This is a genomic window from Bacillus multifaciens, from assembly GCF_030756675.1.
In the GTDB taxonomy this organism is placed as follows: Bacteria; Bacillota; Bacilli; order Bacillales; family Bacillaceae_G; genus Bacillus_A; species Bacillus_A multifaciens.
The window spans coordinates 17,452-41,193 of sequence record NZ_JAVBXD010000033.1 but is presented as its reverse complement, the minus strand read 5'-3'; the positions used below and the strand labels follow the sequence as shown (position 1 = coordinate 41,193).

At 35.1% G+C, this 23,742-nt stretch carries 19 protein-coding genes and 1 pseudogene; 15 read left to right on the top strand and 5 right to left on the bottom strand.

Translation table 11 applies throughout. The features are described from left to right. Window positions 1-4 precede the first annotated feature (4 nt). Both Q9306_RS18540 and trmL read left to right on the top strand, forming a co-directional pair. The gene (locus Q9306_RS18540) at window positions 5-901 is read left to right on the top strand and encodes an amidase domain-containing protein (protein WP_306201127.1); all 897 of its coding nucleotides are present in this window, start codon (window positions 5-7) and stop codon (window positions 899-901) included. A 55-nt stretch (window positions 902-956) separates the two neighbouring features. Continuing rightward, on the top strand, window positions 957-1,445 hold the full coding sequence (gene trmL / locus Q9306_RS18535) for a tRNA (uridine(34)/cytosine(34)/5-carboxymethylaminomethyluridine(34)-2'-O)-methyltransferase TrmL (protein WP_306201125.1): 489 nt from the start codon (window positions 957-959) through the stop codon (window positions 1,443-1,445). A 45-nt stretch (window positions 1,446-1,490) separates the two neighbouring features. Here the strand turns inward: trmL and Q9306_RS18530 are convergent, their stop codons facing one another. Next, a complete protein-coding gene (locus tag Q9306_RS18530; RefSeq protein WP_306201123.1) occupies window positions 1,491-2,159 on the bottom strand; it encodes a CPBP family intramembrane glutamic endopeptidase in 669 nt (222 codons plus the stop codon). Between the two features lie 271 nt (window positions 2,160-2,430). Here Q9306_RS18530 and Q9306_RS18525 point away from each other — a divergent pair, with 271 nt between their 5' ends. The 4 genes from Q9306_RS18525 to Q9306_RS18510 all read left to right on the top strand — a co-directional run bounded on the left by Q9306_RS18525 (window position 2,431) and on the right by Q9306_RS18510 (window position 9,169). Further along, a complete protein-coding gene (locus Q9306_RS18525; protein ID WP_306201121.1) occupies window positions 2,431-4,524 on the top strand; it encodes an EAL domain-containing protein in 2,094 nt (697 codons plus the stop codon). Window positions 4,525-4,952: 428 nt separating this feature from the next. After that, window positions 4,953-6,848: a PrkA family serine protein kinase gene (locus Q9306_RS18520; protein ID WP_306201119.1), complete on the top strand. Its 1,896-nt coding sequence runs from the start codon at window positions 4,953-4,955 to the stop codon at window positions 6,846-6,848. Between the two features lie 482 nt (window positions 6,849-7,330). Beyond that, window positions 7,331-8,503 (top strand): sporulation protein YhbH, encoded by a 1,173-nt coding sequence (yhbH, locus tag Q9306_RS18515; protein WP_306201117.1) that lies wholly within the window; start codon window positions 7,331-7,333, stop codon window positions 8,501-8,503. A gap of 198 nt (window positions 8,504-8,701) precedes the next feature. After that, the gene (locus Q9306_RS18510; protein ID WP_306201115.1) at window positions 8,702-9,169 is read left to right on the top strand and encodes a GNAT family N-acetyltransferase; all 468 of its coding nucleotides are present in this window, start codon (window positions 8,702-8,704) and stop codon (window positions 9,167-9,169) included. 109 nt (window positions 9,170-9,278) lie between these two features. Here Q9306_RS18510 and Q9306_RS18505 read toward each other — a convergent pair whose 3' ends face one another. After that, window positions 9,279-10,541 carry a Rossmann-fold NAD(P)-binding domain-containing protein gene (locus Q9306_RS18505; protein ID WP_306201113.1) on the bottom strand — a complete coding sequence of 421 codons (1,263 nt, stop codon included), beginning with the start codon at window positions 10,539-10,541 and terminating at the stop codon, window positions 9,279-9,281. Window positions 10,542-11,175: 634 nt separating this feature from the next. Between Q9306_RS18505 and Q9306_RS18500 the strand changes: the two genes are divergently transcribed. The 8 genes and pseudogenes from Q9306_RS18500 to Q9306_RS18465 all read left to right on the top strand — a co-directional run. After that, entirely contained in the window at window positions 11,176-11,718 is a 543-nt protein-coding gene (locus tag Q9306_RS18500) for an NfeD family membrane protein (RefSeq protein WP_306201111.1), read from the top strand. 311 nt (window positions 11,719-12,029) lie between these two features. Next, complete coding sequence (iscB, locus tag Q9306_RS18495; protein ID WP_306201109.1) at window positions 12,030-13,262, top strand: RNA-guided endonuclease IscB; 1,233 nt, start codon at window positions 12,030-12,032, stop codon at window positions 13,260-13,262. 50 nt (window positions 13,263-13,312) lie between these two features. Then, window positions 13,313-14,881, top strand: coding sequence for a flotillin lipid rafts scaffold protein FloT (gene floT, locus Q9306_RS18490; protein WP_306201107.1), 1,569 nt, complete (start codon window positions 13,313-13,315; stop codon window positions 14,879-14,881). A gap of 310 nt (window positions 14,882-15,191) precedes the next feature. Further along, entirely contained in the window at window positions 15,192-15,446 is a 255-nt protein-coding gene (locus Q9306_RS18485; RefSeq protein ID WP_306201105.1) for a hypothetical protein, read from the top strand. A 583-nt stretch (window positions 15,447-16,029) separates the two neighbouring features. Then, a complete protein-coding gene (locus Q9306_RS18480; protein ID WP_306201103.1) occupies window positions 16,030-18,012 on the top strand; it encodes a methyl-accepting chemotaxis protein in 1,983 nt (660 codons plus the stop codon). 306 nt (window positions 18,013-18,318) lie between these two features. Next, window positions 18,319-18,864 (top strand): helix-turn-helix domain-containing protein, encoded by a 546-nt coding sequence (locus Q9306_RS18475; protein ID WP_306201101.1) that lies wholly within the window; start codon window positions 18,319-18,321, stop codon window positions 18,862-18,864. 5 nt (window positions 18,865-18,869) lie between these two features. Further along, a complete protein-coding gene (locus Q9306_RS18470) occupies window positions 18,870-19,823 on the top strand; it encodes an alpha/beta hydrolase family protein (protein WP_306201099.1) in 954 nt (317 codons plus the stop codon). A gap of 2 nt (window positions 19,824-19,825) precedes the next feature. Continuing rightward, window positions 19,826-19,930, top strand: a pseudogene (locus Q9306_RS18465) (serine/threonine protein phosphatase); the annotation flags it as partial. Between the two features lie 260 nt (window positions 19,931-20,190). Here Q9306_RS18465 and Q9306_RS18460 read toward each other — a convergent pair. Further along, entirely contained in the window at window positions 20,191-20,610 is a 420-nt protein-coding gene (locus Q9306_RS18460) for a GNAT family N-acetyltransferase (protein WP_306201097.1), read from the bottom strand. Between the two features lie 98 nt (window positions 20,611-20,708). Then, a complete protein-coding gene (locus Q9306_RS18455; RefSeq protein ID WP_306201095.1) occupies window positions 20,709-21,635 on the bottom strand; it encodes a DMT family transporter in 927 nt (308 codons plus the stop codon). 128 nt (window positions 21,636-21,763) lie between these two features. Here Q9306_RS18455 and pdxR point away from each other — a divergent pair, with 128 nt between their 5' ends. After that, a complete protein-coding gene (gene pdxR, locus Q9306_RS18450; protein WP_306201093.1) occupies window positions 21,764-23,161 on the top strand; it encodes a MocR-like pyridoxine biosynthesis transcription factor PdxR in 1,398 nt (465 codons plus the stop codon). A 40-nt stretch (window positions 23,162-23,201) separates the two neighbouring features. Here the strand turns inward: pdxR and Q9306_RS18445 are convergent, their stop codons facing one another. Further along, window positions 23,202-23,717, bottom strand: coding sequence for a GNAT family N-acetyltransferase (locus Q9306_RS18445; protein ID WP_306201091.1), 516 nt, complete (start codon window positions 23,715-23,717; stop codon window positions 23,202-23,204). Between the last annotated feature and the right edge of the window lie 25 nt (window positions 23,718-23,742).

Below are 23,742 nucleotides of genomic sequence, written 5' to 3'. Positions count from 1 at the left end.
CTCTATGTCTATAAAACAGCATCTTCAACAGTGTCTGCAAAGGCAATTGGATTATATAACAAATGAACGTATGAGCGAAGCAGAAATTTCAGATGATATTGTTGACATGTTACACCGTAAAAAGAAGCTCTTTAAAAAGCGAAATGCCGAGATAGTGAAATGTAATGCTAACGTATCTTTTATGAGACAGTTAAAAGGTATTAACTATGATGAAGTAGATTATCAAATTCATTTTCAGTATTTTATTCGTCATCATCATTTATTTTATGTAGAGGAAGAACAAATGGAGAGGCGTTTACGATTAGAAGATGGATGTATTAAGCAAGATATCGTAATTGGAACGCCGATAGATGAGCAGAAAATTGGAACGTTGGAACGTGAAGTAACAAAGGGAAAAGGACAATATATTCCATACAGTTATAATCGCTTAGAGGCAGTGAAATATGCAGAGCGGTGGTGGGATGATCGGAATCCAGCTTATCAGAACTTCCAAGATAATTGTACAAATTTTATTTCGCAATGTCTGCATGCTGGTGAAACACCAATGAATGGATATCCGAATATTCGTAGTGGATGGTGGCAGCAAAATCGCCAATGGAGCTGGAGCTGGGCGGTAGCCCATTCTTTTCATTGGTATTTATCGAGTGACTCGATGGGACTTCGAGCGAAACAAGTTGAGAAGCCGCAGGATCTTATGCTTGGAGATATCATTGTCTATGATTTTGAAAATGACGGCAGATGGAATCATACGACAATTGTCGTAGCAAAAGATGCAAATGGTATGCCTCTTGTAAATGCACATTCTGCCAATAGTCGCAGACGGTATTGGGATTATGAAGATTCAAGTAAGTATACACCGCAAATGAAGTATAAGTTTTTTCATATTCTCGATAATGACTAGAGATTTTTTATCCAAGTGGTATAATACGTAGTAGAAAAAGATTGAGGTGAACATTGTGGGAATACATGTTGTTTTATATCAACCAGAAATTCCAGCGAATACAGGTAATATTGCGCGTAGTTGTGCAGCAACAGGTGCAGAATTACACTTAATTAGACCGCTTGGATTTTCTACTGACGATAAAGCGTTAAAACGTGCTGGATTAGACTATTGGGAGCACGTAAAAATTACGTATTATGACTCTATTGAGGAATTTTATGAAAAAAATGCAAATGGTGAGTTTTTCTACTTAACAAAGTATGGAGAGAAAGCACACACAACATTTGATTATAGCAACGTAGAAAAAGATTATTATTTCGTATTTGGAAGAGAAACAAATGGTCTTCCAGCAAACGTGATTGAACATAATTTTGATCGTTGTTTACGCATTCCAATGACTGATAAAGTTCGTTCTTTAAACTTATCTAATACTGCAGCTATTTTGATTTATGAAGCATTACGTCAACAAAATTTTCCAGGATTAGATGTAGAAATTGTTTATTAAAAGCCGTCTTATGACGGCTTTTTTTAGTTTTAAAATAAAGTTTGATTACATAATACTAACAAACAAATTGTGAAAGGAATGCAATATAACAACTGACCAAAGCGATCCTGTCTTTTTAAATACTAGTCCAAAGAATATGCCAATTAGAAAAACATAGATATGACCCCAAAGGTCAAAGAATACGCCATCATAGATCCAAATAGCGTAGTGTATGATTAGAAATAAAAAAGAAGTGAGTATGTTAGCCTTCCAAAAAGATAATCTTTTGTTAAGTTCTTGTAAAATGAAACCTCGGTATACAATTTCTTCAGTAATTCCAACCAACAGAATTCCATTCATATAGTTATTTAAAGATAATTTAAAATGAAAAGGTTGATCATTTAAAAAGGATACTTCAAAAATAAAATAAAGACCTAGAAATAGCAAAAGAAATGTTCCCCAAAACATACCTTTATTTACATTTTCCATTTTTAAATACTTAATTGGATTAGCGTGTAAGTAATACTTTATGTATAAGCAGACAGGGAATATCCATATGAGAATCTTAATGGCTGCATTTAAAAATGTGGATGTAACTTCACTCAATGGCTCAATATACTGTACTAACCATAATTCTCTAAAAATCCATACAAAGTTGAATATAAATAGATAAATTAATAATATTTTCACATCATTTATTATCGGCTTACTTTCTGGTTGTAATTTTATCTCCATTATTCCCCTCCCAAAATGTGAAAAACTAATATTGCAATCGCGAAAATTATACCACAATTTTCCTGTTATAATAATATGAAGCTAACCTACTTCTTTAGTTAGATATGAAATTCTTAATATGTAGGCTTTAATATCAATCTTTAGTCTAAACCGGCACTTTTTTGATAAGAAAATGAATATTTTTTTATAAAGGCTTGCACCTGTTTCAAAAAAAGATATATTCTATTAAAGTAGAATATATAAATATAGCATAAGGCAGGTTGCGATGTTGATGAAGGAACTATTTGCAAATAAGAAAGATGTAGTGAACCCTTTACAGGGAATAGATATGACTTTAATTCACCAAGGATTGCTTCATGCCATTCAAGATTTAGTGTTTATTGTAAAAGTTGTAGAAAATAAATGGTTTCAATATGTATATATAAATGAAAAAGGGCTACAACATTTGAATGTAGATACAAATTATCATGGAAAGACATTTCAAGAATTGTTGCCTTCAGATGTCGCATCTGTATTGCAAATACAATATGAAGAGGCTTTAAAAAAGAAAAAAACAAGTACTTTTCGTGATTATATGACTTTAGATACAGGAGAAATTTTGCATTATGAGTCATTATTAAACCCTGTATGTTGTAATAATGGTATATGTAAATATATTATTTGTATTACGCGTAACATTACAGCGCATGTACAGGAAAAGACAGAGATGCAGGATAAGCAAATGTTATTCAAATCATTATTAGAATACAATGATGATGCAATTATGTCACTTGACTTAACAGGAAGAATTATGTATGCAAACCCTGCAACATATAAGGTTTTTGGTCACGAAGCTGCAGAGTTAAAAAATCAGTCTATCTTTCAATATATTGAAGGAGATTATATAAATGAGTTTCAAAGCATGTTTAAAGAAACAGTGCAAGGTCATTCTACGCAACTTTTTGGACATAAATATGATCATAAAAATGGCTATGAATTGTATGTATCATTTCGAACAGTTCCTATTATTATTAATGGCGATATAATCGGTGTATACGTCATCGCCCGAGATGTGACGAAGCAAATATTAAATGAACAAAAGACAGAGTATTTAGCTTATTATGATCAATTGACGGGCTTATTGAATCGTATTGCGTGCACAGAGATGTTAACTCGTTTGTTCAAGGAGAACAAGAAATTTACACTTATGTTTGTAGATTTAGATCACTTTCATTTCATTAATGATACATTTGGTCATGAAACTGGAGATAAAGTATTAACCAATGTAGCAAGACGTTTAGAATCCCTTATTCCAAACGGGGCATACCTCTTCAGGGCACATGGTAATCAGTTTGTCATTATAATAGAAAATGCAGATAAAGAATATGCAGAAGAATTTGTTCCAAGGCTGTTAAAAGAAATGGAGAAGCGTTTTGTGATGAAGGAAGGAGAAGTATATTTAAGTGCTTCTGCTGGAGTTGTCACGTCTCCTTTAGATGGAAAAGATGAACAAACATTATTTAAGCGTGTTGATCTAGCACTAGAATGTGCGAAAGAACAAGGAAAAGGTAATTATAGTTTTTATTCTTGTGATCTTAGTGCGCAGCGTGAGAAACAACTCATCATTGAAAATCAATTATATCAAGCGATAGAGCGAAATGAATTCCTATTAAATTATCAGCCGCAAGTTAACATCATGACAGAAAATTTGGTCGGGATGGAAGCTTTACTTCGCTGGAATAATAAAGAACTCGGAAATGTTTCACCAGGAGAATTTATTCCAATTGCCGAAAAAACGGGGTTTATTCTAAAAATTGATGAGTGGGTATTACATGAAGTATGTAGACAAATGCGTGAATGGCTGGATAAGGGACTTACTCCTGTCCCGATTGCAGTAAATATCTCAGCAAAGCACTTTTGCTCTTTTACATTAATAGAGGTTATTACGGATGCTTTAATGACATATGACATTCCACCGCATTTATTAACAATTGAAATTACAGAAGGAGCATTAATGCATAAAGAATTATCAGAGCAAGTGCTTCTTCGTTTGAAGGAAAAGAACTTGAACATTCATCTTGATGACTTTGGAACGGGATATTCGTCACTGAGTTACTTAAAACGATATCCAATTGATACTTTAAAAATTGATCGCTCTTTTATGCAAGAAGTAGGTGCTGATGAAAAAGGGGCAAATATTACGACAGCTATTATTCATCTTGCTCATACGTTAGGCTTAAACATCATTGCTGAAGGAGTAGAGGACGCAGAACAGGTTCAATTTTTGAAAGAAAAAAATGCGATTGTAGCCCAAGGGTATTATTTTAATAAACCTCTTTCTGTAAGTGATATGGAGAGACTTTATTTTATGACAGATAAAAAGTGATGAGCATGCTCATCACTTTTTACCCCGCATTAACGGGCAGTAAGACCCCCACCTCAAGAGTCAGAGAGAATCGAAGAGGATAGGAGGTGAATAACTGCCCGTAAAAGCCCGATTGGTTCAACTAACCATCAGGACACCACTGATGGAAGTTTCACTTTACTTTGCTCTTGGTTTATCATTGTATCCTGATGTAAAAATAGCAGTAAGAAATGTGAGCATAACACCTAAAATTAATAAAAGCTTCATGAGCATAGCCCCCATTCATATTATCTCTATCATTTGTATTATACCGAATTTTCTTTCAATTTTGGTAATAAACTTTATAAAGTTTGTGTACAATTTCATTTTGATTCGTATGAATGTTTAAGGACATCCTCGCATACGTTTATAATAATCCGCTTGAACAAGGAGATGGGGGAGGAGCTATAATGGATATTTTAAAGAAAATTGAACAGCACCGGGAAGCAGAAGAGCGTTTAAAGTGGGAAGGGACATTTGCTGAATATTTAGAGCTTCTGAAAGAAAGACCATGGGTGGCACAAACAGCGCATTCTCGTATTTATAATATGGTAAAGGATGCTGGAATTGAGGAAGTAGACGGCAGACGAAAATATAACTTCTTTAGTAATCAATTATTTGGATTAGAAGAAGCATTAGAGCGTCTTGTAGAAGAGTATTTCCATCCATCTGCAAAACGATTAGACGTAAGAAAACGAATTCTATTATTGATGGGCCCAGTTAGTGGCGGGAAATCTACATTAGTTACAATGTTAAAGCGAGGATTAGAGGCATATTCACATACTGATCGCGGTTCGGTTTTTGCCATAAAAGGTTGCCCGATGCATGAAGATCCGCTACATCTTATTCCGCATCATTTACGTGAGGACTTTTATGTAGAGTATGGAGTGCGGATTGAAGGGAATTTATCACCATTAAACTTAATGCGTCTAGAACAAGAGTACGGCGGTAGAATTGAAGATGTAATTGTTGAGCGGATTTTCTTCTCGGAAGATCGCAGAACAGGGATAGGAACATTTAGTCCATCTGATCCGAAATCGCAAGATATTGCTGATTTAACAGGTAGTATTGATTTTTCTACCATTGCCGAATTTGGTTCAGAATCTGATCCGCGCGCTTACCGTTTTGACGGGGAGTTAAATAAAGCAAATCGCGGAATGATGGAATTTCAAGAGATGTTAAAATGCGATGAAAAATTTTTATGGCATTTATTATCACTAACGCAAGAAGGAAATTTTAAAGCAGGTCGATTTGCATTAATCTCCGCAGATGAGCTAATTGTTGCTCATACGAATGAAACAGAATATCGTTCCTTTATTTCGAATAAGAAAAATGAAGCACTTCATTCACGGATTATTGTAATGCCAATTCCATATAATTTACGGGTAAGTGAAGAAGAGCATATTTATGAGAAAATGATTCATGAAAGTGATGTTTCCGATGTGCATATTGCACCGCATACACTTCGCGTTGCAGCGATGTTTACCATTTTAACACGCTTAAAAGATCCGAAGCGACCAGATATCGATTTAATTAAGAAAATGCGTTTATATGATGGTGAAATGGTAGAAGGATACAATTCTATTGATATAGAAGAATTGCAGCGGGAATATCAAGATGAAGGTATGAGTGGAATTGATCCGCGCTATGTCATTAACCGTATTTCCTCTACGATTATTCGTAAAGAAGTAGCATCCATTAATGCTTTAGATGTATTACGTTCTTTAAAGGATGGATTAGATCAACATCCATCCATTAGTAATGAGGATCGTGAACGCTACATGAACTTCATTTCATTAGCGCGTAAAGAATATGATGAAATTGCGAAGAAAGAAGTACAAAAAGCGTTTGTATATTCATATGAAGAATCTGCGAAGACACTGATGGATAATTATTTAGATAACGTAGAAGCATATTGCAATAAGTCGAAACTGCGTGACCCGTTAACTGGAGAAGAAATGAGCCCAGATGAAAAACTGATGCGTTCAATTGAAGAACAAATTGGTATTTCGGAAAACGCAAAGAAAGCGTTCCGCGAAGAAATTTTAATCCGCATCTCTGCATATGCCCGCAAAGGGAAGCGATTTGATTATAATTCGCACGAACGTCTTCGCGAGGCAATCCAGAAAAAACTATTTGCTGATTTGAAAGACGTTGTCAAAATTACAACGTCAACAAAAACACCAGATGAGAATCAATTGAAGAAAATTAATGACGTTGTAGCAAGGTTAATTGACGAACATGGCTACAATTCCACATCGGCAAACGAATTGCTCCGCTATGTAGGTAGCTTATTAAACCGATAATTATCATAGCAGAAAAGCTGTCTCTTACTTGAGGCAGTTTTTTTGTATATTGTGCTTGTTAGTTGCTATGTAGACACAACATGCCCGCTACTTGCTTAAAACATGAAAGGGGTCCTGACCGCTCCAATGCATGGCCAGATGCACTCGCCCACAAAAAAAGAAAAGGTTTTTTTCTGTCGTCTTTCAACTTTAATTTATATAAAGGCAATGCTTGTCCACTATGAATAAATTAAAATGCAATCTTATGAATTTATTTGTCAATTATTTTCACAACCAGCATATGATAGAGTAACCAACCATTCATACAGAAAAAAGTCAACACAATACAATATGTTGCAGAGCCGTAAAGTGTGCAACAATGCATTGTGTTTCTTTCTTAATTATGAAGTGTATTTCTTCATAATTTATTTTCTAACGAAGAAGCTCATGTTTTAGGATGTGTTTTCATGAAAGCATAAAAAACTATGTAAGGAGGGAAAGGAATGACAGAAGAAAATCAAAACAATTATACAATCTCACAGGAAAATTGGTCCCTCCATCGTAAAGGACACGATGATCAGCAACGTCATCAAGAAAAAGTACAAGAGGCAATAAAAAATAATTTACCAGACCTTGTTACAGAAGAGAGCATTATCATGTCCAATGGCAGGGATGTTGTAAAAATACCAATTCGTTCACTAGATGAATATAAAATTCGTTATAACTATGATAAAAATAAGCATGTTGGTCAAGGAACAGGCGATAGTAAAATCGGTGATGTTGTCGCGAGAGATGGCTCTGGTCAAAAACAAAAAGGACCAGGAAAAGGGAAAGGCGCCGGGGACTCTGCAGGAGAAGACTACTACGAGGCAGAAGTATCGATTTTAGAGCTGGAGCAAGCATTTTTTAAAGAATTAGAGCTTCCTAATTTACAGCAGAAAGAAATGGACGAAAATCGCATTGAACATATTGAATTTAACGACATTCGCAAAATGGGCCTTTGGGGAAACATTGATAAAAAACGGACGATAATCTCTGCTTATAAACGAAATGCAATGAATGGTAATCCGGCTTTTCATCCAATTAAACGAGAAGATTTAAAATTCCGCACGTGGAACGAAGTTTTAAAGCCAGAATCAAAAGCTGTTGTGTTAGCAATGATGGATACGAGCGGTTCGATGGGGCTTTGGGAAAAATATATGGCCCGCAGCTTTTTCTTCTGGATGTCTCGTTTTTTACGTACAAAATATGAAACAGTTGATATTGAATTTATCGCGCACCATACAGAAGCAAAAGTTGTTACAGAAGAAGAATTTTTCTCAAAAGGTGAAAGCGGTGGAACCATTTGTTCCTCAGCATACCGAAAAGCATTAGAACTGATCGAAACAAAATACTCTCCAGAACGCTATAACATATATCCATTTCATTTCTCAGATGGAGATAATTTAACCTCTGACAATGCACGCTGTGTCAAACTGGTGCAGGAGTTGATGAAAGTATCTAACATGTTTGGGTATGGAGAGGTGAACCAGTACAACCGCCACAGTACACTCATGTCAGCATATAAAAACGTAAAAGATGAAAAGTTTCGCTATTATATTTTAAAACAAAAAGCTGACGTGTTTCATGCGATGAAGAGCTTTTTCCGTGAAGAATCGAATGAGAAGATGGCTTGAACCCCTAAGTGTAGGGGTTTTTTGTTTGTAACGACTGAGTACATTAAGCACAACTTTGATTCAGGCCCAGCTCAATTTAATAAATTATACTTTAATATAATTTTTATATCGGAATCTCCTATGTATTTTCCCAACTAATTCCCTCTTTATACTACAACACAGAATTTATTACAATATATTTATAAAGGGGGAGTTAAAATGAATACACGTATTAAACAACTTAGTAAGGAACTAGATTATCAAGAGTTTATAAAAAAAATTATAGAATTATGGAATATGAATGCTATAGAAACAGCAGAATGTGAATTGGACGAAAGCGATAGAATGGGCATTCATGAGCAATTAGAACAATTTGTACAATCAAAATATGGCGCTGTTTTTGTAGTAACTGATGAAGGCCAAGATATGATTGGTTATGGAATAGCTTCTATTAAACAAGATCTAGTTACCGATACGCTATATGGTCAAATTGATGAGGTTTATATAAGGGAAGAATATCGAAGACAGCAAATTGCTAAAAATTTAGTAGAATATTTAACACATTGGTTGAATCAAGAGAGTATTTCTTCTATTCAAGTGTATGTTGATTTAGATAATAAATTGGCTTTAAACTTTTGGGAGAATACAGGTTTTGAAAAGGAGTTTTTTCTTTTATCAAATAGTTAATTTCTATGGGAGACATGAATTGAAAGTAAGAGCTTTTTTCATGAAGAATCGCCTACTAAATGTAAGGTGTTTTGTTTCTAAGTGGAATCAAAAAGATTGAGTAGAAAAACTACTCAATCTTTTTTATACGATCAAATAATAACCCATCTGTCGTATGATTTTCTCCTATTACAAAATCTTTCATATAATAAGAAAGATATTCTCCATATTTTGAATCTGTATTTAAAAGAAGTTCGTCTACGAAGTAACAGCCAAGTGGTAAATTGTCGAGTAAGAGGCTAGCAAGTGCACCGTAAACGCCGCATGCGACTTGAAAGTAGGTTGCGTTTGTTCCATATTGGTTGTACACATGTTGGGTGGCAGTTGTATTGTACATATAGACTTCTTTGTCTTTATAGACAAGTAATACACCGATTAAATCTTCACCGAGGAGTTGTCCAGTTTCGGGATTTAATACGTGATGATCCCAGTTCCATAGTTCATCAATGTTCTGCTGATTGTCATGAATTACTTGCGTCATATAATCATTAATACGATATAAGAAACCGACTTCTATATCGTACAATTTTCCGAGATTAATTACTTCTTCGTGTCCCATTAAACAACCGAAAAACTGTTTATCTCCTAATGTTACTTTAAATTCTTGTTCATAAGCAGTGTTACATAAGAGCATAGGAGTTTGATGTTTCATGAAAAGAGGATAGTTTAAAATAGCTTCTTCTAAAAATCCCGCAGGAGACCATGTCGAGTATACAGTTTTTTCTTTTATAAGAGTTGGATCCTGATAGAAAGTTGTATCGTGTTCGACGATGAAACAAGCGAGGGGAATTTCCTCAGGATTTTGCTCCATTAATTTAACTGCCATCCATTGGACGACGCCAGGATTCATACCAGAACAAATAACGCCTGTCATTTGTGTGAAGGCAGGTTTATGCTTTTCAAAGAAATTTTGTCTTTCTAATAAACTGAAGCGTTTAATATGTTCATTCGCATCGATTGCTGGTGATTGCAATGCTGTATTAATATAATGTACATTCGCTTCATTGCAGCATGTTAACAGTTCTACTGCATCTGCTAAGGAAGCATCAATGACGATACTTGTCCCTGTTTTTTGTAGATGATCTCGAAATAATGTGTTATCGCTTAGATCGAACACATGGAATGTAAAGCTTTCGTATAATGCGGGATACATATCCTGAAAATAAGACTTTGGTTTTTGCCTTATATCAATTAAATGAATGGAACAGTTTTGCAACTGAGCGTATAAAGGATTATGAGTATCTTTCACGGCATGATTTAATAGAGATAAAAATGCGCGAGCAGCGCCGCCGCTGCTTCCAAGTATAGTAAGAATGAGTTGTTTTTCTTTCATGTTTTCCCTCCTATGTGATTAAGATATTCAGTTCACATGAAAGAGGATTATTTGTTTGTCCATACATGCATAAAAATCCACTGTCTATTTTGTTTTGGGTTGGTAGTACCCCTTATATATAAATCTAAGTTAAAAAAACGACCTAAAAACCCTTTTCTTTTTAGGTGGGCGAGAGGGTCTGGCCATGCGTAGAAGCGGTCTGCCACATGCGATGTTTAAAACACAAGGAGCAAGCAAGTAGTGGCCATGGTGTATTCTGCATAGCAGCGACTTATATGCTAAAAAATTAACATTCTATAGGTGAATCGTAAAAAAGTAACTTCCAATATATATATGACTTTACTTTTTGTGTAAAATCTTGTATTATATAAATATACCATATATTAGTTTATTTTCAGGAGGAGGCTGTCACTATAGCTTTCTCCTGTTCTTTTTTTGAGGGCTGTAGTAACAGCCTCTTTTTTAAAGATTAAATGTTAGAAAATTAAGATAACTAAAAGGGAGGAGGAATATATATTAGAAAAAGAGCTGTTATTTTGTTAGATCTCACTATTAATAAGGAAAGGAATTGAATTGAAGATAAAGAAAGCTACCACTAATGAAAGTTTCACTTATGTCGAAAGGAGTGAAGCGTATGTTGTTTAACGTTCCAATTGAAACCATTTATTTATATGGGCTTATTATAACGGCAGCTATTGCCATTCTTTATTTGCTTTTTGGTGATATTTTAGAATCTCTTTTTAGTATATCAAGCGGAGCTACTTCGCCTTTTACGCTCTTATTTAGCTTTCTGGCGATGTTATGTGGATTTGGTTACATACTAGAATATTTATTTCCTTGGGGTAGTATTGCGATTTTTGTTATTTCTTTTTTCCTTGCACTTGTTGGTGTGATTACGATGAAAATGCTTGTGTTAGCGCCCCTTTCTAAAGCGGAGCAAAATACAATGCACCGCATGGAAGAGTTTATTGGCTGCAAAGGAGAAGTGATTATTACGATTCCGAAAGAAGGACTAGGTGAAGTTTTGCTAGTTTCTCAGTTTGGCAGTAATGCGATGCCAGCTAAAACGATAGGAAAGAAAGATATTTCACAAGGATCAGATGTCATTGTTGAAGCAGTGGAAGATGGTGTTTTACTTGTACAAAATTTAGCGGTTTCTTTAAAGAAACCGAAATGATAAGGACTAAATCAATAGTAGTCATTTTCATATAAAAAAGTATACAAACGTGGGCAAATATGCTCGTATACTTACTATTGATTCGGTTTCAAGCCTAAGTGAGTGCGTTTTGACGAAAGTTAAATTGCATGATGAACTACGATTGATGAGTAAGTTGAAGACTTACCCTCGGATACACGCTTTAGTCCGTTGCTCTAAGAGTGTGGAAGGATGACCGACTACTACTGCCCTGTAGTCAAACACCGAAACACATGAACTCTCATCTGTCATTGGCAAAAAGCGAAATTCTCCGAAAGGATGGTTGGTCAGAGATGACTAAAAATAAAAACAAAGAATATTGTTTTGTATTGGATGTAGAAGGAGGAAAATTAGCTCCTACAAGTGTCAACAATGGATGGTACTTAATTAGGAAGAAAAGAGCAAAACTTGTTGCAAAATACCCAATGGTAATTCAACTTCATAAGTCAGTGGAAGATGTAGATTATAAAATTAGGTTGGGGATAGACGATGGTAGTTTACATGTTGGGGTTGGGTTAGTACAAGAATGTAAAACAAAAAACAAACCAATCTTTAAAGCTACTATTGAACATCGAAAAGATGTATCAAAGCTAATGGAGCAAAGAAGAGGATATAGACGATACAAAAGAAATCACAAACGGTATCGTCAAGCAAAATTTGATAATCGTGCAAGTAGTAGAAGAGAAGGAAGAATCGCACCTAGTATACTTCAAAAGAGACAAACGATTATTAGGTTTGTAAATAAGATTTCAAAATGGATAGACATTGCAAGTATTCACTTAGAAGATGTTGCGATAGACATACGAGCATTGATTGATGACAAGAAGTTATACAACTGGCAATATCAAAAATCCAATCGGCTAGATGAAAACATGAGAAAGGCTGTAATTATACGAGACAAATATGAATGTATGGAATGCAGAAAATCAAACTGTATGTTAGAAGTACATCATATTGTCCCTAGGAGGTTAAGAGGCTCTAATACATTAGATAACCTGATTACACTGTGTAGTAAATGTCACCAAAAGACAGAAGGTAAAGAAGAAAAGTTTGTTGATAAGTATCAAAAAATGATTAACGGAAAGAGTTTACGGCTAGACTTTGCTCAACACGTTATGCAAGGTAAAAACTGGTTACAACAACACTTATCTCAGTATGGTACTTTGCTTTTAACAAGTGGTGGAGATACTGCAAATAGGAGAATAGATTGGAGTATTGAAAAGGCACATTCTAATGACGCTTTAGTTATTTGTGGGTTAGAGATCCATGATACAAACATAAAAGACTGGGTCATTAAACCAATCAGAAAGAAAACGAAAGCGATACATTCTGAAACTTATGGGTTTAAACATAGAGATATTGTACAATACACAGACACCAAAAAGGTAACTCATGTTGGCTATATTACTGCAATGTACCCAGATAAGTTACAAATTAATATCCAAACAAAAGAGAAACATCTAAAAAGAGTAAATGTAAGAAAAAGTGTACTAAAGTGGAGATTTAGAGGGTTGTATTTCCTATGAATGACCACACATGAATACTTTTGTGTATATTTTTTGAAGGAGGAGTTACTATGGTTCTATTAATTATCGGTGGTGTTTTATTAGCAATATTAGCAATTTTGATTTTAGTCTTTATTACAAAGTATCGTACAGTTGGTCCAGATGAAGCGTTAATTGTAACGGGAAGCGGTTTAGGCAGTGGGAAAAATGTCGTGACAACAGATGATGGTAAGAAGATTAAAATTATTCGCGGCGGCGGTACGTTTGTTGTGCCGATTATGCAGCAAGCAGAGCCTCTTAGCTTATTAAACTATAAGTTAGAAGTAGGAACACGTGATACATATACGAAGCAAGGTGTTCCAGTCACAGTAAATGGTGTTTCAATTATTAAGGTAGGTTCTACAATTGAGGAAGTATCAACAGCAGCAGAGCAATATTTAGGAAAAGAAACAGAAGAACTGAAAGTAGAGGCAAAGGAAGTATTAGAAGGACATTTACGAGCGATTCTTTCTTCTATGACAGTAGAAGATGCGTATAGTAACAGGGAACAGTTTGCTCAGAAAGTACATGAAGTTGCTTCCACTGATTTGAAGAAGATGGGATTACGTATTGTATCATTTACAATTAAAGAAATTAGTGATAAAAACGGCTATTTAGATGCACTTGGCCAGCCGCAAATTGCAACGGTAAAGCGCGATGCACAAATTGCAAACGCAGAACGCGAAAAAGAAGCACGGATTGAAAAAGCACGTGCTGAAAAAGAAGCAAAAGAAGCAGAGTATCAGCGTGATGCGCAAATTGCGGAAGCAGAGAAACATAAAGAGTTAAAGGTGCAATCATATAAAAGGGAACAAGAACAAGCGCGTGCCGATGCTGACCTTTCCTATGAATTACAGCAAGCGAAGGCTCAGCAAGGTGTAACAGAAGAACAAATGCGAGTGAAAATTATTGAGCGTGAAAAACAAATTGAATTAGAAGAAAAAGAAATTGCTCGTCGTGAAAAGCAATACGATGCAGAAGTGAAGAAAAAGGCAGATGCTGATCGTTATGCAGTTGAGCAAGCGGCGGAGGCAGAAAAAGTGCAACAAATGAAAAAAGCTGATGCCCAGCAATATAAAATTGAAGCAGAAGCAAAAGCGCGTGCAGAAGAAGTACGAGTAGAAGGTTTAGCGAAAGCCGAAATTGAAAAAGCACAAGGACAAGCAAAAGCAGAAGTACAAAAAGCACAAGGTACAGCAGAAGCGGATGTTATTAAGCTGAAAGGTCTTGCTGAAGCGGAAGCAAAACAAAAAATTGCTGAGGCATTTGAACTATACGGCCAAGCAGCAATTATGGATATGGTATTAAAAATGTTACCAAGCTATGCAAAAGAGATTGCAAGCCCGCTTAGTAATATCGACAAAATTACTGTTGTTGATACCGGCGGCGGTGGAAAAAATAGCGGTGCTGGTAAAGTTGCCGGCTATGCGACAGATTTAATGGCAACGATGCAAGAAACTTTGAAGGCTTCTTCGGGAATTGATTTAAAAGAGTTGTTAGAAAGTTTTGCTGGGAAAGGTGCAATGCAGCAAAGCGGAGAGATAAAGGCTGCGATTCCAAGTCCAGAAGAGAAAAAGCCGGAAAATCATGAAAACCTCTAGAAATTTCTAGAGGTTTTTTGTAACTATTTAGCATGAATTCCTCAAGATTACTTTTGTCTCATGAAAGATAAAAGAGAACACATATTATTCATATATAATATATGTTCTCTTTTATTTTGTAAGCTTTTTATCGGCAAATGGGCAAGTAGCTTATCTCTAAAACTACAAGGCCAAGCAGCAATTTATATATTGAAAAATTAAAATCAATTTGTATAAATAAAAGAATTTTTAAAATACAATTTGATTTTCATAACAATGTTAGAATAGGTGAGAAATATAACACTGAAATGTAATGAGGAGAAAAGTTTAGATGAAAGATGTAATTGAAAATGTTTATAGCCCATGCAATGGAGTGATTGAAGAAATACTTGTTCAACAATCATCTTACGTATACGAGTGGGAAAAGTTATTTGTTATTAAAAAAAGTGATGGAACATTAGAAGAAGCCGCGGTTGGCTTTAGCGGTAATATATTAGCTATCGAAGTAAAATTAGGCCAGGAAGTAAATGAACAAACATTGTTGTGTAAATTAGAAGATGATTGGTTGATCACTGGTTGTGAATAAAAAAAGTAGATTATGAAAAACGGCATCGTATATATAAATCCAAATTAAAAAACGACATGAACCCCCTTTTCTTTTTAGGTGAGCGAGAGCATCTGGCCATGCGTAGAAGCGGTCAGGACCATTTTCTGCCACATGCGAAGTTCAAACAAAGGGAGAAAGACAGTAGTAGAATCTTTTTTTCTACATAGTCGCAATTTGTATGTTGAAAAGTCAAAATGGATTTATATATAGATGTCGTTTTTTTATATAGATTCAATATATAAATTCAAATTGAAAAATTGACGTAAACCGTAGGGAAGAGCGAGAGCATCTGATCATGCATAGAAGCGGTCAGGGCCTTTTTCTGTCACATGCGAGTGCAAGTCACGTTTTGCTTTGCATTACTAAGATACCCACAATATTAAGCCCCTCATATGTTCTTATTTTACAAACAGAAATTATCGAAATATTAACAAAAATATTTGTATATTGTTTTATAATGATATAATGTATAAAATTTAAAGTAAGTTTTAAATATTTAGATAGATGGAATAAAGGGTATGGTTTTGTTATTAAAAAAATAAAAGATAAGGAGTTGTTATGTATGAGGAGTGTATTGAAACGAATAGGAAACATTAGTCTAACAAGGAAATTAATTGTATCTTTTCTTCTTATTTTAATTGTACCTGGGGTTATTATTGGCGGTGTGTCATATCAAACGGCAAAAACAAATTTTGAACAGCAAATTATTGTAAAAGCAAATGAAAATATTGATGTTCTAGATAGTGTTATTACGCAAAATTTAGATGCGAAATCTGTGGATGTCGCTTATTTTGCGGATATATTAACAGAAGATGCGTATAAAGATGGAAATGTAGAAAACGTAAAAGCGAAATTCGCACAATATATAAAGATCCATCCGGAAGTAGAAGGGCTTTATATCGGGACGCAAGATGAGATGTTTTTAAGAGAGCCCTATGTGCAAATGCCTGAAGGGTATAAACCAACGGATCGTCCATGGTATAAAGACGCCATGAAAGATGGTGATAAAGTAATTATTACCGCACCATATGAGTCTTCTTCTACAAAAAACATGGTAGTAACAGTTGCGAAGAAGACGAAAGATGGAAAAGGTGTTGTTGGTGTTAACTTAAATCTTGAGAACATATTAAAAACGACAAAAATGTTTAAACTTGGAGAAAAAGGCTATGCAGTAATTTTGGATCAAAACAGACAAGTTGTCAGTCACCCTACTCGAAAAGGCGGTTCTAAGGTGACAGAAGCTTTCATTAATTCGGTTTACGAGAAAGAGAAAGGTTATTTTTCATACGATGATAAAGGAGACAATAAGATTCTTTCCTTTAAAACAAATAATAAAACAGGTTGGAAAATCGTTGGTGTTGTGTATGAAGATGAAATTATTAAGGCTGCTGAACCAGTATTCTTTAAAACAGTAATTGTAGTTGTCATTTCTATGTTGTTAGGTGGCATTCTTGTTTACTTCATCATCAAATCAATAACAAATCCATTAAGAAGGATTGTTACTTCTGCACAAAAAATTAGCCAAGGCGATTTAACAGAAGAAATTGAGGTTCGTTCTAACGATGAGATTGGAAGATTAGGAGCTTCCTTTAATGAGATGTCAGCTTCTTTACGAGATGTAATTTCTAAAATGAGTAACTCAGCAGAGCATGTTGCTGCTTCAGCGGAAGAGTTAACTTCAAGTGTACGACAGGCAAATGAGGCGACAGATCAAATTACAATTGCGATGGAACAAGTATCCATTGGTGCTCAGTCACAAAGTCAAGGAGTTGAAGAAGGAGCGGCACTATTACAACAAGTGAATACGGCGATTCAAAATGTAACAGATAGCTCACAAACGATTTCAAATTCTTCAGCATATGCAAGACAAAAGGCAGAAGAAGGCGGGAAATTAGTACAACAAACAGCGACGCAAATGCAATCTATTCACCAGTCTGTTTCACAATCAGATACGATTATTAAATTATTGGATGAAAAGTCCAAACAAATCGGTGCTATTTTAGAAGTGATTCAAAATATTGCACAGCAAACTAATTTATTAGCTTTAAATGCAGCAATTGAAGCAGCAAGAGCCGGAGAACAAGGACGTGGATTTGCAATTGTAGCAGAAGAAGTTAGAAAGTTAGCAGAGCAATCGGGAGAATCATCAGGAGAAATTGCGAAACTAATTACAGAGATTAAAGATGACATAGAATGCACTGTACAATCGATGAATGAAGTGAAAATAGAAGTACAATCTGGCCTTGAAGCTGTTGATGAGACAAAAACAAATTTTGCAGAAATATTAAAGGTTACAAATGATATCGTATCTCAAATTCATAGTATGGCAAAAACGGCAACAAACATGTCAGAAGATGCAAATGAAGTTACAAATGCAATTGATGAAATTGCAGCAGCAGCAGAAACAAATACAGCAAGTATGCAAAACGTCGCTGCTTCTTCAGAAGAACAAGTGAATTCGATGGAAGAAATCAGTTCTTCTGCTCACAATTTAGCGAAAATGGCAGAAGAATTACAACTTATGATTGAAAAGTTTAAAGTGTAATACATGAGAAGTAAGTAAGGCAATTTATTGTCTTACTTATTTTTTTGTATATAAATTGAAAAAACGGCATAAAAACCTTCTTTTTTAGGTGGGCGAGAGCATCTGGCCGAGCCTAGAAACGGTTAGGGCCTTTTCCTACTACATGCAAGGTTTCAAACAAAAGGAGAAAGCAAGTAGTGGTCATGGTGTATTTTGCATAGCAGTGACTTATATGTCGGAAAAATATAGATTATTTTGTGTGTATTTTTGTTATCATTTTTGATAATATAATCATAAGGTGTAATAAAAGAGAGTAGGTCTTACTATATGAAAGAAAAAAAGATGGATATACTGTTTCATCCGATTCGTTTTCAATTGATTCAAGAGTTTATCGGAGGAGAGAATTTAACAGCAAAGCAGCTTGCGAAAAAGTTGCCGCACATCCCACAAGCGACGTTATATCGCCATTTAGATAAACTAACGACAGCACATATATTACAAGTTGCTCAGGAAACGCAAATACGAGGAACGATTGAAAAGTTATATGCCTTAAATTTCAGTGTGGCTAGTGTTTCACAAAAGGATTTGCAAGACGTAACGAAAGAAGAACATATGCAATATTTTATGATGTTTGTTACACAACTTATGGCAAATTTAAAAGATTATTTACAGCAAGATCATATTGATTTTGAAAAAGATGGAGTCGGGTACCGACAAGCAAGTTTTTACATGAGTGATGAGGAGTTTCAAGAGTTTGTACAGGAAATGAGTGGAGTATTTTTAAAAGCGATGGAGCGTAAACCATCTCCAGAGCGAAAGCGAAGAACGATTTCAACAATTATTATTCCTGAAAGAAACGGGAAGGGAGAATAAACAATATGGGGAAAGAATTGTTCGTGACAATTGAAAGTGCAGTTTCAATTCAAGGAACGCTAACAATTCCAGCACATGATGCAGCAACATACCCAGCTATTATACTTATTGCTGGAACAGGAAAAGGAGACCGAGATGGAAATGTTCGCGGTTTACCACTACGTTTATATAAAGATTTAGCGGATTATTTCACTTCGTTAGGATTTGCGACTTTGCGTTATGATAAGCGTGGTGTGAACAAAAGTGAAGGCGACTATTATGAAACAGGCGTGACAGACTTAATTGATGATGGCGTTGCTTGTGTACGTTTTTTAAAGGAACATCCGCAAATTGATCCGAAGCGAATTGTAATTGTAGGTCATAGTGAAGGAGCATTACTTGCACCAGCGATTTATGTAAGAGAATCCGTTGCTAATTTAATTTTACTTAGCGGTGCAGCTGAGCCTTCGAAAACATTACTGCCAAAACAAATGAAAATGGTAGTGAAAGAATTAGAAGAAACATCTGGATTTCGAGGATGGCTATACCGCTTTTTAAAACTTCCACAACGTATTCAGAAACAAAATGAAGCACAGATGGAAAAAATACAACAATCATCAAAGCCTGCTTTGCGAATCAAAGGAGTAAAGGTAAATGCAAAGTGGATACGTGAACAATTTCAATACAATGTTGTAGAGTATTTAGAGAGAGTAACATGCCCTGTTTTAGCGATTACTGGAGATCGAGATGTACAAGTGCCGCCCGAACAGGCACGAGAAATTGCGGAATATGTAGCAGGCGAGGCAGAATGGCATATCATCCCAAACATGAACCATATTTTACGAGAAGTCGAGAAAAACCATACCATGTTAGGGCTAATGAAAGAATATAAAGGACTTGTGAATAAAGGGATTCAAGAGGAATTATTGAATGTTATGAAGGAATGGTTGGCAAAGTATAATCTTCCTTTTAAAAGTTAAGTTATTTTGGCGAAAATCGTATCATTAGTATTGATGGAGGTGCTGTATACGGCGGTCAACTGAACTGTTTAGAATTGCCAAGTCAAAAAGTATATGCAGTGAAATAAGAATGGTTTCTCTATATAAATGAACTGATGTAGGAGAAAAGAGGAGATAAGGAGTGTATTCATCAATTAATTGTTATTTTATTAGATAATGCAATTGGAAAGTAAATTAGCACAAAAAAGCTTGGAGACTGTTATGGCTCCAAGCTTTTTATTTGCCTGACTTTTTTGAAAGAAAGCACCCGATAGCTTAACAAAGTTGTTTGGAGAAAAATATTAACATTGATTGATTTTTTCTCCGAAAATTATTTAACATATTATGTCTATTTTTTTGAAATTACAGTAAACATCCCTGTCATATTGGGCGAGAAGTCTTTAAAATTATATTTCTCATAGAACGGTTCTTTACCTCCAGATGCAAACAAACCAACAAATGCCTTGTCTGGAGCATTTTGATTTAAATATTCAATCAAAAGATTCATTATTTCATTTCCAATACCATTTTTCTGATAATCTGGATGAACCACTATATCTTGGATATAGAAATAAATAGCCCCATCGCCAACAATTCTGCCCATACCCACAATTTGTTCATTATCCTTGACTGTGATGCAGTGAATAGAATTTCTTAGGGAAGTCTCTGCCACATCAAAATTCATATAATTAGTCCATCCCACAGACTCACACAAATATTTGTATTCCTTCAATGTGGGAATATTATTTTCAAACTTATAGTTTTTCAAAATGTTTCCTCCAATGTCTCAAACTTCACCAAACTATAATATGCTTTCTTTTAGTTTAACATAAATATCCAATAATCCTTCTTAAAATTAGCCACACTTTACATGTGTTCGGTTGCTAATTTTTGCTTTACTTCTTTTTCTGGCATGGTCAAAAAAATGACTGCGACAATAATGAAAGCACCGCCTAATAATTGATATGCTCCAAACGACTCATTCAACCAAATAATCGAAACAATAGCTGCTACGAGTGGTTCAATACTTGATAAAATGCTCGTTTCTGTTGCAGATAAATATTTTAGACTACCAATATAGAGAAGAAAAGAAAGTGTACCACTTATAATGATGAGAATAAGCATAGAAAATGTACTCATCGTTAATGTATTTGCTATATGTTGAAAATGGAATTCTTGATTATATAGAAACAAGGAACATCCCCCGATTAACATTCCCCAGCCAACGATTACCGATGTCCCCCACTGTTTAATAAGTGAAGCAGGATGGAGCGTGTAAAAGGCAAAGCCGATTGCTGTTAAAATACCAAATAATATTGCTTGTTTAGAAAGAATAATATTTTCAATAGATCCGTTCGTAATCAGGAAATACGTCCCCGCTAATGCAGCTATGATTGCTATGAATTGCATAGTGGAAGGAAGTCTTTTGTGCTGAAGTGTAACGTAAATCGTAATAAGAACGGGACCGAGAAATTGAAATAATGTCGCGGTTACAGCATTGCTTATATGAACGGTTTCAATGAATGCATACTGAGCGCCAAGCATGCCAGCAACTGAAAAAATTAGTAGCTGAATCCAATGCCGTGGATACTTCCAAATTCCAAGTATATTTTGTTTTGTAAATAGTAAGGAACATAAAATAAATATGCCTGCTAATAGAAGACGAATGACTAAAAAGTCACTAGATGATAGTTCAATATGATGAAATAGCCATTGGATCATAGGACCAGATAGCCCCCATAATGTTGCTCCGCTAATAATCATCATTAAACCGAAGCGTCGCGATGATTTCATGATGTACCCTCCTTTGTATGAAAGTTCTTGATTTTTTCTAAGGGAAATGATAAGCATGAAAGTATTATATATAACTTCTGATACTATCGAAAGTATCAGTTTTCTACAAAATAAAGGGGTCAGTTTGCATGTTAGAATTAACGCCAAAACTTGATGTTCATAGTAAAGAACCATTATATGTACAACTATATAACTACATGAAAGAGGAAATGAAATCTGGAAATGTAAAGCCACATACGAAATTACCATCTAAGCGTAAACTGGCTCAATATTTACAAATTAGTAAAAATACAATTGAAGCTGCTTACAGTCAGCTTATTGCGGAAGGATATATAGAGGCTGTCCCGCGTAAAGGGTATTTTGTATGTGAAGTGGAACAAAGTATATTGCATACGGAAGAACATAAGCATCATGTAGAAGAAATAGTTCGTCATGATCGTGATTATGTATTTGATTTTACACATACAGGTGTTGATGCTCGCTCATTTCCATTTGTTTTATATCGCAAATTGGCCAATGAAGTACTGCAAGTTGAGAACGAGCACGTACTACTGCTTGGACATCCACAAGGTGAAGTTGGATTAAGAAAAGAAATTGCACAATACATGTATGAATCGCGCGGTGTACAATGTTCACCAAGTCAAATTATCATTGGGGCAGGAACGCAATATTTAATAAGAATGCTATTTCAATTGTTAAAAGAGAGTACATTTGCAGTAGAGAATCCAGGATACCACCGGAAAATGGTTACGTGTGAAAAGGGGACAGAACATGTAGAAATGCTGCCGCTTGATGAAGATGGGATTATGATTTCGAGTTTAGAAGAAAGCGATGCAAATGTGGTGTTTGTGACGCCATCTCATCAATTTCCATGCGGAATGATTATGCCGATTTCGAGAAGAATGCAGCTCTTGCATTGGGCTGAGAAAGATGAAGGGCGCTATATTATAGAAGATGATTATGATAGTGAATTTCGCTATTCAGGGAAACCAATTCCAGCTCTCCAAGGGTTAGATACAAATGGAAAGGTTATTTATATGAGTACTTTTTCAAAAGCATTACTTCCATCGTTACGTATCAGTTATATGGTGCTTCCAAAAACACTTATTGAAGTATATCAAAAAGAATATTCCTTTTATGCACAGACTGTATCGCGCATTGATCAAGAGATTGTAAAACGATTTCTCGAAGGTGGACATTGGGAAAAGCATATTCATAAGATGAGAGTTGTGTATCGTAAGAAGAGGGATACATTGGTTTCGGCAATTTCAACATATTTCCCGAAATGCATAGAAATAATTGGCCAAGATTCAGGGCTGCACATATTATTACGAGTAAATAATGGGATGACAGAGCAAGAGCTTATTGAGAAAGCGGCAGCATATAGTATAAAAGTATATCCAGTTTCTATGTACTATGATGAGATGAAAGGCGATAATAAAATAATCTTGCTTGGCTTCGCGATTTTATCAGAGGAAGAAATTGAGGAAGCAGTTCAATTGCTTGGAAAAGTGTGGTTTAGTTGAAGGTATAAGAAAAGGGACTTTAAAAACGAGTCCCTTTGTCTTATTTGTTTTCTTCATGTAAAAACAGCATCATATGCTCTTCGTCCCAATATTGGTCATTATATTTTAACGAACGTTCTTGTACGCCAAATGTTTTAAAGCCTAACGATTCGTAAAGCTTTTTTGCACCTTCATTGCCAACGACAACATCAAGCATAAGTTGTTCTACTTCTAATTCTTTTGCTTTTTCAATAGCTGCTTGCATCAACGCTTTCCCAGCGCCCATTCCACGCGCCTTTGGAGAGACATAAACAGAACCAATTTTCGCTTTATGTTCTTGCTTTAAAAATGATTTTGTTTCTAAGGTTGCCACGCCAATTAAATCGTCGTCTTTAAAAGCACCAAGCGTGTAATTTTCGTTTTGGTCTAATATTTGCGCTTTATATTCAACAGGATCTTCCTTATTAATAATATCTTCATAAGAAGAACTGAACGCTTCTGGATTTTGCTTTAATCCCTCGACACGAAGTGCTAAATAAATTTCTGCGTCTTTTTTTGTTAATACACGAATTTCCAATTGTATCATCCTCCAATTCTTTGGT